General features: G+C 43.2%; 11 protein-coding genes and 5 tRNA genes. 12 read left to right on the top strand and 4 right to left on the bottom strand.

Annotation, left to right across the window (positions count from 1 at the left end):
• Positions 1 to 79: 79 nt before the first annotated feature.
• The 10 genes from recJ (at position 80) to QSH61_RS13745 (ending at position 8,730) form a co-directional block, all read left to right on the top strand.
• Positions 80 to 1,810: a single-stranded-DNA-specific exonuclease RecJ gene (recJ, locus tag QSH61_RS13790; protein ID WP_102057308.1), complete on the top strand. Its 1,731-nt coding sequence runs from the start codon at positions 80 to 82 to the stop codon at positions 1,808 to 1,810.
• Positions 1,811 to 1,983: 173 nt separating this feature from the next.
• A protein-coding gene (gene prfB, locus QSH61_RS13785) for a peptide chain release factor 2 (protein WP_099030198.1) occupies positions 1,984 to 3,082 on the top strand; the annotation gives its coding sequence in 2 pieces (ribosomal slippage) (positions 1,984 to 2,058 and positions 2,060 to 3,082; 1,098 coding nt in all).
• Positions 3,083 to 3,109: 27 nt separating this feature from the next.
• Positions 3,110 to 4,660 carry a lysine--tRNA ligase gene (gene lysS / locus QSH61_RS13780; protein WP_010375973.1) on the top strand — a complete coding sequence of 517 codons (1,551 nt, stop codon included), beginning with the start codon at positions 3,110 to 3,112 and terminating at the stop codon, positions 4,658 to 4,660.
• Between the two features lie 237 nt (positions 4,661 to 4,897).
• Positions 4,898 to 5,080 carry a hypothetical protein gene (locus QSH61_RS13775; RefSeq protein ID WP_010375970.1) on the top strand — a complete coding sequence of 61 codons (183 nt, stop codon included), beginning with the start codon at positions 4,898 to 4,900 and terminating at the stop codon, positions 5,078 to 5,080.
• Positions 5,081 to 5,199: 119 nt separating this feature from the next.
• Positions 5,200 to 5,292, top strand: a tRNA-Ser gene (locus QSH61_RS13770).
• Between the two features lie 21 nt (positions 5,293 to 5,313).
• A tRNA-Arg gene (locus QSH61_RS13765) sits at positions 5,314 to 5,390 on the top strand.
• A gap of 137 nt (positions 5,391 to 5,527) precedes the next feature.
• Positions 5,528 to 5,604, top strand: a tRNA-Arg gene (locus QSH61_RS13760).
• Positions 5,605 to 5,740: 136 nt separating this feature from the next.
• Positions 5,741 to 5,817 (top strand) — tRNA-Arg (locus tag QSH61_RS13755).
• A 53-nt stretch (positions 5,818 to 5,870) separates the two neighbouring features.
• Positions 5,871 to 5,947: transfer RNA gene (locus QSH61_RS13750), tRNA-Arg, on the top strand.
• A 1,622-nt stretch (positions 5,948 to 7,569) separates the two neighbouring features.
• Entirely contained in the window at positions 7,570 to 8,730 is a 1,161-nt protein-coding gene (locus QSH61_RS13745; RefSeq protein WP_206473236.1) for an exo-beta-N-acetylmuramidase NamZ family protein, read from the top strand.
• A gap of 55 nt (positions 8,731 to 8,785) precedes the next feature.
• Here QSH61_RS13745 and QSH61_RS13740 read toward each other — a convergent pair whose 3' ends face one another.
• Positions 8,786 to 9,634 carry a MurR/RpiR family transcriptional regulator gene (locus QSH61_RS13740; RefSeq protein ID WP_174169897.1) on the bottom strand — a complete coding sequence of 283 codons (849 nt, stop codon included), beginning with the start codon at positions 9,632 to 9,634 and terminating at the stop codon, positions 8,786 to 8,788.
• Between the two features lie 212 nt (positions 9,635 to 9,846).
• Between QSH61_RS13740 and QSH61_RS13735 the strand changes: the two genes are divergently transcribed.
• Positions 9,847 to 11,223, top strand: coding sequence for a Na+/H+ antiporter NhaC family protein (locus QSH61_RS13735; protein ID WP_206473238.1), 1,377 nt, complete (start codon positions 9,847 to 9,849; stop codon positions 11,221 to 11,223).
• Between the two features lie 13 nt (positions 11,224 to 11,236).
• Here the strand turns inward: QSH61_RS13735 and QSH61_RS13730 are convergent, their stop codons facing one another.
• The 3 genes from QSH61_RS13730 to QSH61_RS13720 all read right to left on the bottom strand — a co-directional run bounded on the left by QSH61_RS13730 (position 11,237) and on the right by QSH61_RS13720 (position 13,335).
• Positions 11,237 to 11,842, bottom strand: coding sequence for a hypothetical protein (locus QSH61_RS13730; RefSeq protein ID WP_206473240.1), 606 nt, complete (start codon positions 11,840 to 11,842; stop codon positions 11,237 to 11,239).
• Positions 11,835 to 12,392 (bottom strand): RNA polymerase sigma factor, encoded by a 558-nt coding sequence (locus tag QSH61_RS13725; protein WP_010606200.1) that lies wholly within the window; start codon positions 12,390 to 12,392, stop codon positions 11,835 to 11,837. Before QSH61_RS13725 ends, QSH61_RS13730 begins: the two co-directional genes overlap by 8 nt.
• Before the next feature lie 307 nt (positions 12,393 to 12,699).
• Complete coding sequence (locus tag QSH61_RS13720; protein WP_010606201.1) at positions 12,700 to 13,335, bottom strand: energy transducer TonB; 636 nt, start codon at positions 13,333 to 13,335, stop codon at positions 12,700 to 12,702.
• Between the two features lie 169 nt (positions 13,336 to 13,504).
• Here QSH61_RS13720 and QSH61_RS13715 point away from each other — a divergent pair, with 169 nt between their 5' ends.
• On the top strand, positions 13,505 to 14,005 hold the full coding sequence (locus tag QSH61_RS13715; RefSeq protein WP_206473242.1) for a DUF3087 domain-containing protein: 501 nt from the start codon (positions 13,505 to 13,507) through the stop codon (positions 14,003 to 14,005).
• Positions 14,006 to 14,080: the final 75 nt, after the last annotated feature.

Here is a 14,080-nt window from a genome sequence, read left to right as displayed (position 1 = left end):
TTCGCGTTGAGAACTCGATAAGATAGCAAGATAAAGAATATAAAAGGCCATTTTGGCCTTTTTTGTTTTGTGAAAAAGTATGCATACAGAAATTAAACCAAGAGACTGGGTTGATGACAGCCATTTACCGGCTTCACTGCATCCCGTGATCAAGCAGCTTTATGCTGCCAGAGGGGTTAAATCGGTCGTTGAACTGGATAATAGCGCCGCAACCTTACACGATTTTAAATTATTTAAAGACATCGAGCTTGCAAGCCAAATTCTGGCTGAAGCACTTTCTTTGCAACAACAAGTGTTGATTGTTGGTGACTTTGACGCCGATGGCGCAACGAGCACCGCCGTATTAATGGAGGGTCTGCCTCAGTTTGGTTTTCAGCGTGTGGATTACCTCGTGCCTGATAGATTTAGCTTGGGGTACGGTCTAAGCCCTGCATTGGCCGAGCAAATCGTCGCCATAAAACCTGATTTGGTGATCACCGTAGATAACGGTATTTCCTGTATTCGCGGTGTCGAAATCGTGAAGCAGGCGGGTATTAAGGTGATTGTTACTGATCACCATTTACAAGGTGATGAGTTGCCGATTGCCGATGCGATTGTTAATCCAAATCGTCTTGACTGCGATTTCCCGTCTAAGTCTATCGCGGGCGTTGGGGTTGCCTTTTATCTGCTGATAGCGCTGAGGCATTACTTACGGGCGCAAAACTATTTTGTGGAGCAAAATGTCGCGATGCCAAATTTGGCGACATTATTAGATATTGTTGCCCTAGGAACCGTGGCTGACGTTGTGGCGTTGGACGCGAATAACCGCACTTTGGTACACCAAGGACTCGCCCGGATCCGCAGTGGTCAAACGCGACCGGGGATCCAAGCGCTAATCGAGGTTTCTAACCGTAATAATGCTAGATTAAGTGCCAGTGATTTTGGCTTTGCGTTAGCGCCAAGACTCAATGCCGCGGGGCGTCTTGACGATATGAGTTTAGGTATTGCTTGCTTGTTATCGAAAGACATTAACCAAGCTCGCCGTATTGCATCCGAGCTCGATAGTCTAAATATAGAACGACGCGAGATTGAGCAAAGTATGCAGCAAGAGGCGCAAGCGGTATTGGAGCGTTTGGTACTTAAAAGCCAAGAAGTACCAGATGCCTTGTGTTTGTATCAAGATGATTGGCATCAAGGTGTGATAGGTATTCTGGCGGGACGCTTAAAAGAAAAATATCACCGCCCATGTATTATTTTTGCACAAGGCGACAACGGCGAGATCAAGGGCTCATGTCGTTCTATTGAAGGTCTACACATGCGCGACCTTTTAGAGTCAATCAATACCCAGCACCCAGAATTAATTGTAAAGTTTGGTGGCCATGCGATGGCAGCAGGATTGACCATTTTAGAGTCTGAATTTGCGCGGTTTAAACAGGTATTTGAACAAAACGTCAGTGCGACGCTGAGTGAAGAAGCAAAGCAAAGCATTCTCTTGACGGATGGTGAACTGCCGGGCGATTGCTTTACCATGGATTTTGCTTTTGAACTACAGCAGGCAGGTCCGTGGGGGCAGCAATTTAGTGAGCCGGTATTTCAGGATGTATTTGAGTTGGTGCAGCAACGTATTGTTGGCGACAAACATCTAAAACTTGTGCTTAAGCATCGCTCGGGCCGATTGGTTGATGCGATAGCATTTAACGTTGACGTTCGGGCTTGGCCAAATCTCCAGGCAACCCATGCTTTATTTGCTTATCAATTAGATATTAATGAGTTTCGTGGTAAATATAATTTGCAGCTCATTGTGCGTGAACTTCAGGCGCAATCGAATTAATAGAGATGTGCGTACTGAGTTTGTTAAAAAACTCCCAAAATTCTCACTTTAAGGGATGCTAAGCGCGGTTATTATTTGATACTATTGGTCGCTTAAATCTATGGTCTGACCCGTTGTCAGACCTGTTTGTGTGAATTCACAAACCGACAAATTTAGTTCTGGAGTAAAGGTAAATGTTTGAAGTGAATCCTGTGATTAACCAAATCAAGGAAATTCGCGAACGTACAGAGCTTCTTAGGGGGTATCTTTGACTACGCTCTAAAGCAAGAGCGTTTAGAAGAAGTTAATGCCGAATTAGAAGATCCCGCTGTATGGAATGAGCCGGAAAGAGCCCAAGCACTGGGCAAAGAAAAATCGAATTTAGAAGTGATTGTTGAAACCATCGACAATCTCGTGTCTGGTGCCGATGATGCAGAGGGTTTAGTTGAGCTCGCCGTAGAAGCCGAAGATGAAGAAACCTTCACTGAAGCAGAGCAAGAGGTCAACGGCCTTGTTGAGCAGCTGGAAAAACTAGAGTTTCGTCGTATGTTCTCAGGCGAGCAAGATGCCAACGATGCGTACATCGACTTACAGTCAGGCTCTGGCGGTACTGAAGCTCAAGACTGGTGTAACATGTTGCTGCGTATGTACCTGCGCTGGGCTGAGGCGAAAGGTTTTAAAGCCGAAATCGTTGAAGCGACAGATGGCGATGTTGCTGGTATTAAGGGCGCGACAGTTAAAGTCACGGGCGAATATGCTTACGGTTGGCTTCGTACAGAAACGGGCGTACACCGCTTAGTACGTAAGAGTCCTTTTGATTCAGGCGGCCGTCGTCATACTTCGTTTGCTTCTGTATTCGTTTATCCAGAAATTGACGACAATATCGAAATCGATATTAATCCTGCAGATCTTCGTATCGATGTATATCGTGCATCGGGCGCGGGTGGTCAGCACGTTAACCGTACAGAATCTGCGGTACGTATTACGCACTTACCAACCAATACCGTAGTGCAGTGTCAGAATGACCGTTCGCAGCACAAGAACAAAGATCAAGCGATGAAGCAGTTAAAGGCGAAATTGTTTGAACTTGAACTGCAAAAGCAAAACGCTGAAAAGCAAGCCCAAGAAGATGCAAAATCTGACATCGGCTGGGGCAGCCAAATCCGTTCATACGTGCTAGATGATTCACGTATTAAAGATTTGCGTACAGGTATTGAAAATCGCAATACCCAAGCCGTACTAGACGGCGATTTAGACAAATTTATCGAAGCAAGCCTGAAATCAGGCCTTTAATCCACAAGCTAAACTAAGAGCTAAACAATGACAGATCACAATCAAGACGAAAATAAACTTATTGCTGAGCGTCGTGGCAAGCTAGATGCGATCCGGGAAAATTGCCCTGCGAATGGCCACCCGAACTCATTCCGCCGCGAAGACTACACACAAGATCTACAAGCTAAGTTTGGTGATAAATCGAAGGAAGAGCTAGTAGAACTTGATCATCATGTTTCTGTTGCGGGTCGTTTGCTTGCGAAACGTGGTCCTTTCTTAGTGTTGCAAGACATGAAAGGTCGTATTCAGGCTTATGCTTCAAAAGACGTACAAAAAGACCTAAAAGAGAAGTATGGTCAATTAGATATCGGCGATATCGTTGGTGTTAAAGGTCCGCTTCATAAATCCGGTAAAGGCGATTTATACGTCGACATGGTTGAGTATGAACTACTGACTAAGTCGCTACGTCCACTACCTGAAAAGTTCCACGGCCTGACTGACCAAGAAGCAAAATACCGTCAGCGTTATGTTGATTTGATCACTAACATGGACACACGCGAAACATTCCGTATTCGTTCAAAAGTGATTGAAGGTATTCGCCGTTTCTTAGCCGAGCGTGACTTTATGGAAGTGGAAACGCCGATGCTACAGGTTATTCCTGGCGGTGCCTCTGCACGCCCATTTGTAACGCATCACAATGCACTAGATATCGATATGTATCTACGTATCGCGCCTGAGTTATACCTTAAGCGTCTAGTGGTTGGTGGTTTTGATCGTGTGTTCGAAATCAACCGTAACTTCCGTAACGAAGGTTTATCTACGCGTCATAATCCTGAATTCACTATGATTGAGTTCTATCAAGCATACGCGGATTACAATGATTTGATGAACTTGACTGAAGACATGTTACGCACCGTGGCACAAGACGTGTTAGGCACTACTACGGTTGTTAATACTGTGAAGAATGCTGAAGGCGAAGTGACAGAGACGATTGAGTATGACTTTGGTAGTGCGTTCCAGCGTTTGTCTATGGCTGATGCTATTTTACAATATGGCCCAGATGCTGAAGCACAAGCTGAAATCTTCAAAGATCCAGAAAACCACTTTGAAGCACTAAAAGCATACGCTAAGAAAGTTCACGTTAAGATCCCTGAAAACTGTGTATGGGGTCCAGGTAAGTTCCTATGTGAAATCTTCGAAGAAGTCGCTGAACACAGACTTATCCAACCGACGTTCATTACTGAATATCCTTGGGAAGTGTCACCGCTTGCACGTCGTAACGATGAAAATCCATTTATCACAGACCGCTTCGAGTTCTTCGTGGGTGGCCGTGAGCTTGCAAATGGTTTCTCTGAGCTTAATGATGCTGAAGATCAAGCTGCGCGCTTTGCTCGCCAAGTGGAAGAAAAAGATGCAGGTGACGATGAAGCAATGCACTACGATGCGGATTATATCCGTGCGCTAGAGCATGGTTTACCACCAACAGCAGGTGAGGGGATTGGTATCGATCGCCTTGTGATGTTGTTCACGGACTCACCGACTATTAAAGACGTTATCTTATTCCCACACATGCGTCCTGAAGTGCAAGCTGAACAGTAAGTATTTTACGTAATCTGAAAGCACATCTAGAAAAGCGCCTTATGGCGCTTTTCTGTTATTTGCGTAAGATAAATCTCACAGTATTTCTAAATACTTAGTTTTATTATGTAGTTATTGCCAACTCCTATTCATCATAAAAGTTGTTTCTCTTTTGAAACTAGATTATCCCAATTTCCTAACTAGTCTTTTTCAAGTTCTAATACTGCGTTAAAAATAACGAATAGGGAATCCAATAAGATGAGCAATAATGAGTTTGAAAATGTCGATGAGCACGAGCAAGCGAGAATCTTATATTATCGGGCTTGCATCGCTGAGTTTCAGCAGCTTGGTTATCAAGAAGCATTTTTGGACGAAGTTTTGCGTCAACAACGTGCATTAAGAAATACCTATAGCGATCCTAACCCCCTACAAAATGAGTAAAAATTGGCGTTAGTGCCGAGTAACTAAGCAGACTGCACAATCTATCACCATTTAGTGCTTTTTTACAAGAAAAGTATTTGACATATTTTTTCTAACCTATATCATACGCCCCACAAGACGGAGAGGTGGCCGAGTGGCCGAAGGCGCTCCCCTGCTAAGGGAGTATAGGGTTTGTAGCCCTATCGAGGGTTCGAATCCCTCCCTCTCCGCCATTTTTAATGGTTGTCTTGTATGGACGCATAGCTCAGCTGGATAGAGTACCTGGCTACGAACCAGGCGGTCGGAGGTTCGAATCCTCCTGCGTCCGCCACTTCTCCTTGAGTGGTTAAATAATAAAGGTAGGAAACAGGCAGTTGGAGGTTCACCTTCAAAAAACATGTCCTGAGTACAGCACTTTTCTTTAAGTGGTTAAATATTAAAAAAGTTGGAAAACTATACATTCGTAACGGACGCATAGCTCAGCTGGATAGAGTACCTGGCTACGAACCAGGCGGTCGGAGGTTCGAATCCTCCTGCGTCCGCCACTTCTCCTTGAGTGGTTAAATAATAAAGGTAGGAAACAGGAAGTCGGAGGTTCACCTTCAAAAAATACGTCCTGCATCCGGCACTTTTCTTTAGGTGATTAAATATAAAGAAGTTGGAAAACTATACATTAGTAACGGACGCATAGCTCAGCTGGATAGAGTACCTGGCTACGAACCAGGCGGTCGGAGGTTCGAATCCTCCTGCGTCCGCCACTTTTCTTTAAGTGGTTAAATATAAAGAAGTTGGAAAACTATACATTCGTAACGGACGCATAGCTCAGCTGGATAGAGTACCTGGCTACGAACCAGGCGGTCGGAGGTTCGAATCCTCCTGCGTCCGCCACTTTTCCTCAAGTGGTGAAATAAAGAGATAAACAAGCCGACGAAAGTCGGTTTTTTTGTGTCTAATATCCATGTAGGAGCAGGTTTACCCTGCGATTTTTTACAAAAGTTGAATATGACGACGCTCGGAGGTTCACTCTCCACAACATACGTCCTGCATCCGCCACTTTTCCTCAAGTGGTGAAAGAATGAAGGTAAAAACAGGCGGTCGGAGGTTCACTCTCCACAATACACGTCCTGCATCCGCCACTTTTCCTCAAGTGGTGAAATAAAGAGATAAACAAGCCGACGAAAGTCGGTTTTTTTGTGTCTAATATCCATGTAGGAGCAGGTTTATCCTGCGATCTTTTACAAAAGTTGAATATGACGACGGTCGGAGGTTCACTCTCCACAACACACGTCCTGCGTCCGCCACTTTTCCTCAAGTGGTGAAAGAATGAAGGTAAAAACAGGCGGTCGGAGGTTCACTCTCCACAATACACGTCCTGCATCCGCCACTTTCTCTCAAGTGGTGAAATAAAGAGATAAACAAGCCGACGAAAGTCGGTTTTTTTGTGTCTAATATCCATGTAGGAGCAGGTTTACCCTGCGATTTTTTACAAAAGTTGAATATGACGAAAGTCGGTTTTTTTGTGTCTAATATCCATGTAGGAGCAGGTTTATCCTGCGATCTTTTACAAAAGTTGAATATGACGACGCTCGGAGGTTCACTCTCCACAACATACGTCCTGCATCCGCCACTTTTCCTCAAGTGGTGAAAGAATGAAGGTAAAAACAGGCGGTCGGAGGTTCACTCTCCACAATACACGTCCTGCATCCGCCACTTTTCCTCAAGTGGTGAAATAAAGAGATAAACAAGCCGACGAAAGTCGGTTTTTTTGTGTCTAATATCCATGTAGGAGCAGGTTTACCCTGCGATTTTTTACAAAAGTTGAATATGACGACGCTCGGAGGTTCACTCTCCACAACATACGTCCTGCATCCGCCACTTTTCCTCAAGTGGTGAAAGAATGAAGGTAAAAACAGGCGGTCGGAGGTTCACTCTCCACAATACACGTCCTGCATCCACTACTTATCTCAAGTGGTAAAATAAAGAGATAAACAAGCCGACGAAAGTCGGTTTTTTTGTGTCTAATATCCATGTAGGAGCAGGTTTACCCTGCGATCTTTTACGAAAGTTGAATATGACGACGCTCGGAGGTTCACTCTCCACAACATACGTCCTGCATCCGCCACTTTTCCTCAATTGGTGAAATAAAGAGATAAACAAGCCGACGAAAGTCGGTTTTTTTGTGCTTAAATGTATCGTGTAGGAGCAGGTTTACCCTGCGATCTTTTATGAAAGTTGAATATGACGACGGTCGGAGGTTCACTCTCCACAACACACGTCCTGCGTCCGCCACTTTTCCTCAAGTGGTGAAATATAGAGGTAAACAAGCCGACGAAAGTCGGTTTTTTTGTGTCTAATATCCATGTAGGAGCAGGTTTACCCTGCGATCTTTTACGAAAGTTAAATATGACGACGCTCGGAGGTTCACTACTGCATGATTAAACTCCCGAAATACTTTTCATTTTTTTTCTGACTGATACCCTAATCGCGTATTTATTTAGAGAAAGCGTTATATGTTTCAATCACTCAGAATTTTATTACTACTTGTTTTTTGTTGTGTTCCTTTAACTGTTGAAGCGCTTACATTAGGTGCTGAGCGCGCAGAAGAGTATTTACCTGTGTTAAAAGGTAAGCGCGTCGGATTAATCGTAAACCAAACATCCCGCATTGACGACCAACATCTAGTTGATTACTTACTTAATAAAGAAGTGGATGTTAAAAAGGTCTTTGCACCGGAACATGGTTTTCGTGGTAATTATGATGCGGGTGCTAAAGTAGATGATGCAACAGATGTGAAAACTGGGCTACCAATCATTTCGCTTTATGGTAGTAATAAAAAGCCAAGGCCTGAGCAGCTCAAAGATATCGATGTGCTTATTTTTGATATTCAAGATGTGGGGTTACGCTTTTATACATACATCAGCACTATGCACCTCGCGATGGAAGCTGCAGCCGATGCAAATATTGAATTTTGGGTTTTTGATAGGCCAAACCCAAATATCGCATATGTTGATGGCCCATTATTAGAAAAACCATTTCAATCTTTTGTTGGTATGCATCCCATTCCCGTATTGCATGGCATGACCGTTGGCGAACTGGCGACTATGATTAAAGGAGAAGGGTGGTTAACCTCGCTTACAGCGCCACAGTTACGTGTATTTCCAATGCGAAATTATAGCGGTGCCACCGAATACAGATTGCCGATACCACCAAGTCCTAACCTACCAAACCAACAAGCAATCTACTTGTATCCATCTTTGTGCTTTTTTGAAGCGACACCTATTTCTGTTGGTCGTGGAACGGATTTTCCATTTCAAGTTTTTGGCTATCCAGATCCTAAATTGGGTGAGTTTCAGTTCACTCCCCGACCAGTACTAGGTGCGGCTTCCAATCCTAAATTAAATGGTGTGACTGCGTTTGGCCTAGACTTAAGAAACAGCAATGTACGAGGTTTTGATCTAACTTGGTTTGTTGCTGCATATGCACAGTTCAAACACGAGAATAAAGCGTTTTTTCAGTCCCCCGATTTTCTCGATAAGCTTGCAGGCACGGACAAAATCCGCAAAGCCATTGAATCTGGCCAATCGGCATCAGAGCTGAAAAAACTGTGGCAGCAGGATGTACAAGATTTTTTAAAGCAGCAGAAAAAGTATTTATTATACCCGAGACTGTAACGGGTTTTTGCTAGAGGTAAACGGCAGCACGAGTCTGCCGTGAGTGGCTTAAGTCTTACTCGCTACGCAATACTTGCATGTTTTCATTGGCCTTATCCACGCGTTTTTGCCAATGCAGGTTTGATTGTGCAAGTGCCGTGAATAAAACGTCAATAAGGTAGGCTTGAGAAGTACGAGACAGCATACCTGAATGCTTAAGTGGCTCCCCTTCATTGATGCAATATAGTATCGCATCTACCATTTCCGCGAGTGAGTGGCTACCATAACGTGAAATGGCAAGACATTTACAGCCATTATCCAGAGCTTGATTAGTCAAGGTTAGCAAGCTCTTGCTGGTTCCTGTATTGCTGATCACAATAAAAAGATCGTCTTTTCCCATCGTTGCAATAAAGCTAGAGGCACTGATTTCATCGACCTGAGCAATTGCCGGAATACCAAGCTTTTGGAGTTTCCAAGTTAAATCTTGGGCCATAGTGAAGGTACTACCAAGTGCACATACGATGACTTTTCGTGCGTTTTTCACCAACTGAATTGCGTTCTCAAACTGTTTTGCTGAGTTAAGTTTTCGAGTTTCGGAAATAACATTTTGCTGTTTTAGTTGTAATTTATCTGCGATTAACTCGATTGAGTCATTACTGGAAATTAACTCATCAATTGCTGCGCTGGTATCTGTTTGCTCGTTGAGCGCATCAACGACGGCAAGTTTAAATGCTGGAAATCCTTTATACCCCAGCTTTTGGGCAAATTTTACGACGCTAGATTGGCTGACACCGGCTTCGCGTGCCAGCTCAACGGAGGAAAGCGCACGGATTTTATCGCCCGAGTTCAAGGTAAAGTCAGCAAGCTTTGCTTCACTATTTGAGAGTGATGGACGAAGTGCTTTTATTTTGACAAATGTAGACATACGATACTCAATCCGAACTAAATTAATCTGTCCATATTATAGGTTCAATTGGAACGTTACGATAGACCAAAAAGGAATATCATTGCACAAAACACACTCATTGTACCAGTATTGGGGTTAAATGTTGACTTAAATTTAATTTAGTCGCAAAGACTTGGTGTTTTAAACCGCTTAACTTAAGCTAAGTGTTTTGAATTTATAGACTAAACTATATGGCTTGGTACTCGATTTTGCCACCTTTGATTGCGATTGCAGTCGTGTTTTGGCGTAAAGAAGTGATTATCGCTTTGATTTTAGCGTTAGTTTCTTCCGAATTTTTATTGGCTCTACATGGTCAGCAGTCGCTAATTGCTGGCACATTCGTAGGCAGTATTGAACGTGTTATTGAGGTTGCGACATCGGCAGGTAACAGCCGGATCTTGATTTTTAGCATTGTGATCGGTGCATTGCTTGCCTTCATCCGAGAGTCAGGTGGGGTTGCTGCAACGGTGAATATGCTGCTTAATCGAGGCGTCGCTAAAAGTAAACGTCAGGTTGGCTTACTAACCATGTTTACTGGCACTGCAGTGTTCATCGAATCAAATATGAGTGTACTAACCTCTGGTATTGTTGCGAGGGGACTATTTGATAAGTTCAAAATGAGTCGGGCTCGTTTGGCTTATATCATCGATAGTACTAGCGCTCCTGTATGTATTTTGATTTTGCTTAATGGTTGGGGTGCTTATGTGCTTGGATTGCTGAGTAACTACGAACTTGAGCAGTCGGCAGTGAGTATTTTATGGGGTAGTGTCGCGTTTAATTTTTATGCGATTATTGCACTGTTAATTGTTCTCTATACGATTGTCTTTGATAAAGTTCATGGACCGATGAGGGCCGCAGAGCAAGAGTTAAAGCACCATACAGCTGAAATAAGTAGTGGGCCAAGTGCCACCAAATCGCGTTATATGCTGATCCCTTTATTAACGCTGATTGTAAGTATGATTGGATTTATGTTTTGGACAGGCGATGGTGTATTGGCAAATGGTAGTGGTTCTAAGTCAGTACTTTATGCCACAATTTTAGCTTCAACCGTTGCGTACCTGCTGCTTTTAACTGGTAAGAGATTTAGTCATCACGAGCTAATGGATGTTGGCTTTAAGGGGATGGGGGAGCTGCTGCCATTGGTAAGCATTGTGTTACTCTCTTTGACTCTAGGTGCAAGTCTAAAAGAGTTGGGAACAGGGACTTTTGTTGCGTCTTTAGTTGGTGACTATCTGCCTATTTACTTGATAGTACCTGTACTCTTTATTACAGGTGCAATCATGTCATTTACAACTGGCACATCATGGGGCACCTTTGCCATATTAATACCGATTGGTGTGCCACTGATTCAAGCGCTTGGCTTGCCGCCGTCGCTTGTGCTTGGTGCTATTTTAAGCGGTGGTATATTTGGCGATCACTGCTCGCCTATCTCTGATACCAGCGCGGTATCGGCACTGGCATCTGGATGTGACTTACTGACTCATGTTAAAACCCAGTTGCCTTATGCATTGGTGGGCGGGGTATTAGCAATTATCTGCTTCTTTATTGCCAGCCTTATTATGATTTAAGAGTAAGCGCCAGTTAGGGGCAAGCCAAAACTTGGTTGTGCCCCGTACTTTCAATAGCAATAATTTGTCCGTTGTTGGCGGTCGACAGTGCTAGCATAACTGGCGTATTAAAATTGATAACACTAGTTTTTGGCTGTGGCATCACGCTAAGTAGGCTTTGTTTTAACTCGATGAGGGTATGGGTATTACACTCTTCAATTAACCAAGCATCATCGTTAATTGCAACGAGTCGACCGTAACGCTGTTCTTGAACTTGTTGTTGCGCAGCCTCAAATCTAGCATCCAGCACTTTTTTCTGTTCATCTATACGGGCAAGATACTGGCCTTGCTGTAGCTCATGCGTTTCGATGTGTTGAAAATCTCCATAACTGACTAAATGAGCATTTGAGTTATATTCTTTATCAATATCAAAATGTTGATTTTGATACCATAAGGTGAAAAGTAAAGCGACTGAACAAGTAACCGCGCTCCACTGCCAAGTTTCTATACGACCCAAATAATGATGGGCAAAGCTAACTAGTCGCACCTTGATGCGAGTAGCCAAAGTTAACGGTTTTTCCTGCTTGTTAGCTTGGTAAGCCGCTTTTAACTTGGCGTCAAATTTGTCTAAATTACTCATGATCTTCACCCACTTGAGACTTTAGAGTCTCTTTTGCGTATCTAATTCGAGTTTTTACAGTCTCTTGTGTGGCCCCTACAATTTGTGCTATTTCAGCTAAACTGAACCCTTCTAACTGTAAGCTTAGCGCCTCTTTTTGTAATAAAGGAAGTGTAGCAATTTGCTGGTATAGCCACTGTTCCTCCGATGTTTTTGTGAACTCATTGGAGTTGGTCATACCTACTTTACTATCTGTCAACTCAGAGAGTTTACCTGACGCCCTGATTGAATCGATTAGCAAGTTACGTGCAATGTGAAACAAGTAAGCCTTGGGGTGACCCTGTTGTCGATAAGCGCTTTTCTTTTCGATGACTTTTAGCCATGTTTTTTGACATATATCTTCTGCCGACGCCGCCTGTGTTTGTGTTTTTAGAAAGTGAAATAAATCACCTTGATAGCGCTCAATGACTTGCTCTAGGTATTTTACTTTACCCGTCGTCGCATATTCATAAAGCGGATCTTCTACATTGCTGGTGGCGCGAGCACGCCACATTTTCAAGCTACTCAGCATAGGCAATCCTAAGTCTCAAGGGTCAACAGACCCTAATATCAATAAGCTAAATTAACCTGAGCTTCGGATAATTAATGCCTTTCTAGCAGCCAGTTTTAGCGCTAACTGCGTTGAATTCACTTCCAATAGCCAGCTATTGGTGCATAAATTCGCCTTGTTATCCCTAAAACTGTCAGGCTAGATAAGGGGATAATTTAATGTGCTATTAAAAACAATGAGTTAGCTCATTCCTTATCCAAACCTCAGGTTAAATTAAGAAGTTTACTTCGTGACTCAGCGACTCAAATTGATTACGTATCAATGGCTGTTATTGTTCCAGTGTAAACTCTAATACAACGCGCTGAGCGTATTGCGGCTGCGGCTTTCCATCAACAATAAGTGGTCTATACTTCCATTTCCTGAGTGCTCTGACAGCAGCCTGATCAAATACTCTTTTAGGCTCCGCATTCGTCACTTTAACATCAATCACTTCGCCTTGTGGAGAAATGGCAAACTCCATTTCTACCCAGCCTTCCACTCCATCTCTAGCAGCCGCGGGCGGATAGTTAGGGTTGCTTCTAACAAGTGGAGTCGCTTGCCCATCGGTGGAGAATTGCAGTGTCATTGTGTTAGTAAACTTACCTAAATCTACGCTAGGTGTCTCGCTACTAATTTGTAGATTATCTCCTGTATCAACGATATTTTCAGTCGGTCTAACTGGGGCCGTTATTGGTTTTGGTGGTTCTGGCATTACCCTTTTTTCTTCGACTGGAGAGTCCTCTCTATCCGTTGCAATAGTAAGATCAAATACTTCTATGTCGACAATGGGGGGAGTGAGTTCCTGAGAAACTAAGTTTTGCATAAAGCCAAAGGTGGCAAAAGTAATAATAACTGCGCCAACAAGCGATAGTGCGAGTTTTGGAATTCCTAAATTAGGCTGTTGAAGAGTGGCTAATGTCGTCATGATTTTATCCCTGTTATATTGTTTTCGTATATAAAACGTTTGGGTAACTGAAACGGGGTGAAAGTTTTTAGATTTTTTTTGATGTGTATCTTGGTTTGGCTACAGGCCATGGATTACAATGCACGAAGAGCAGAGCACATTATTTAATTTTTCGTGATCATAGGTAGTTATGAAGTTAGTTGAGATCAATAAAGCGCGTTATCGCAAACATTTAAATCAAGTAATTATTGCTTGCGTTGTGGCGCTAGCACTCGGTAGTTTAGGGATTGCTCAGTTATTGATCCAATTATTTCCTGATGTAGATGGTAGCCATTTTCATTGGAATCTAACTGGTGTAGTAGTGACCTGCATCGTCATTGGGCTCGTGCTCAAAAAGCATAAAGCGCATCCCTTTATGACTGAAGTCAGTTATGTGTGGGACTTAAAGCAATCATTGAACAAAATCACCCGTAAAATGGCGAAGTTAAAACAGGCAGCGCAGCAGGGGGATGTAGATGCGATGACGGCGATTCAGTATAGCTATGCGGGATCTCGTCAGCTATGGCAATTGGATGACAACACCATAACGATGGATGATTTGGCGATGTGGCAAGCAGAGCTGGATTCACTGGCTAGCAAGTATCAAGTTGAAATAAAAGCAGAAAACTATAAAGAAACGATATTGAAATAGTACTAACAAAGCGGCTTGTTTCGGCGTTAAACTTTTTCACAATTTTTAATGTGACACTAATGTGTCAGAACGGTA

It is taken from the genome of Pseudoalteromonas sp. JC3, assembly GCF_030291895.1.
Lineage (GTDB): Bacteria > Pseudomonadota > Gammaproteobacteria > Enterobacterales > Alteromonadaceae > Pseudoalteromonas.
The sequence above is the reverse complement of the archived record's forward strand: the minus strand, read 5'-3'. Positions and strand labels throughout refer to the sequence as shown.

Bases quoted from the DNA above. Each gene is read 5' to 3' on its own strand.
- recJ (WP_102057308.1), top strand. From the start codon at position 80: ATGCATACAGAAATTAAACCAAGAGACTGGGTTGATGACAGCCATTTA.
- lysS (WP_010375973.1), top strand. From the start codon at position 3,110: ATGACAGATCACAATCAAGACGAAAATAAACTTATTGCTGAGCGTCGT.
- QSH61_RS13775 (WP_010375970.1), top strand. From the start codon at position 4,898: ATGAGCAATAATGAGTTTGAAAATGTCGATGAGCACGAGCAAGCGAGA.
- QSH61_RS13745 (WP_206473236.1), top strand. From the start codon at position 7,570: ATGTTTCAATCACTCAGAATTTTATTACTACTTGTTTTTTGTTGTGTT.
- QSH61_RS13740 (WP_174169897.1), bottom strand. From the start codon at position 9,634: ATGTCTACATTTGTCAAAATAAAAGCACTTCGTCCATCACTCTCAAAT.
- QSH61_RS13735 (WP_206473238.1), top strand. From the start codon at position 9,847: ATGGCTTGGTACTCGATTTTGCCACCTTTGATTGCGATTGCAGTCGTG.
- QSH61_RS13730 (WP_206473240.1), bottom strand. From the start codon at position 11,842: ATGAGTAATTTAGACAAATTTGACGCCAAGTTAAAAGCGGCTTACCAA.
- QSH61_RS13725 (WP_010606200.1), bottom strand. From the start codon at position 12,392: ATGCTGAGTAGCTTGAAAATGTGGCGTGCTCGCGCCACCAGCAATGTA.
- QSH61_RS13720 (WP_010606201.1), bottom strand. From the start codon at position 13,335: ATGACGACATTAGCCACTCTTCAACAGCCTAATTTAGGAATTCCAAAA.
- QSH61_RS13715 (WP_206473242.1), top strand. From the start codon at position 13,505: ATGAAGTTAGTTGAGATCAATAAAGCGCGTTATCGCAAACATTTAAAT.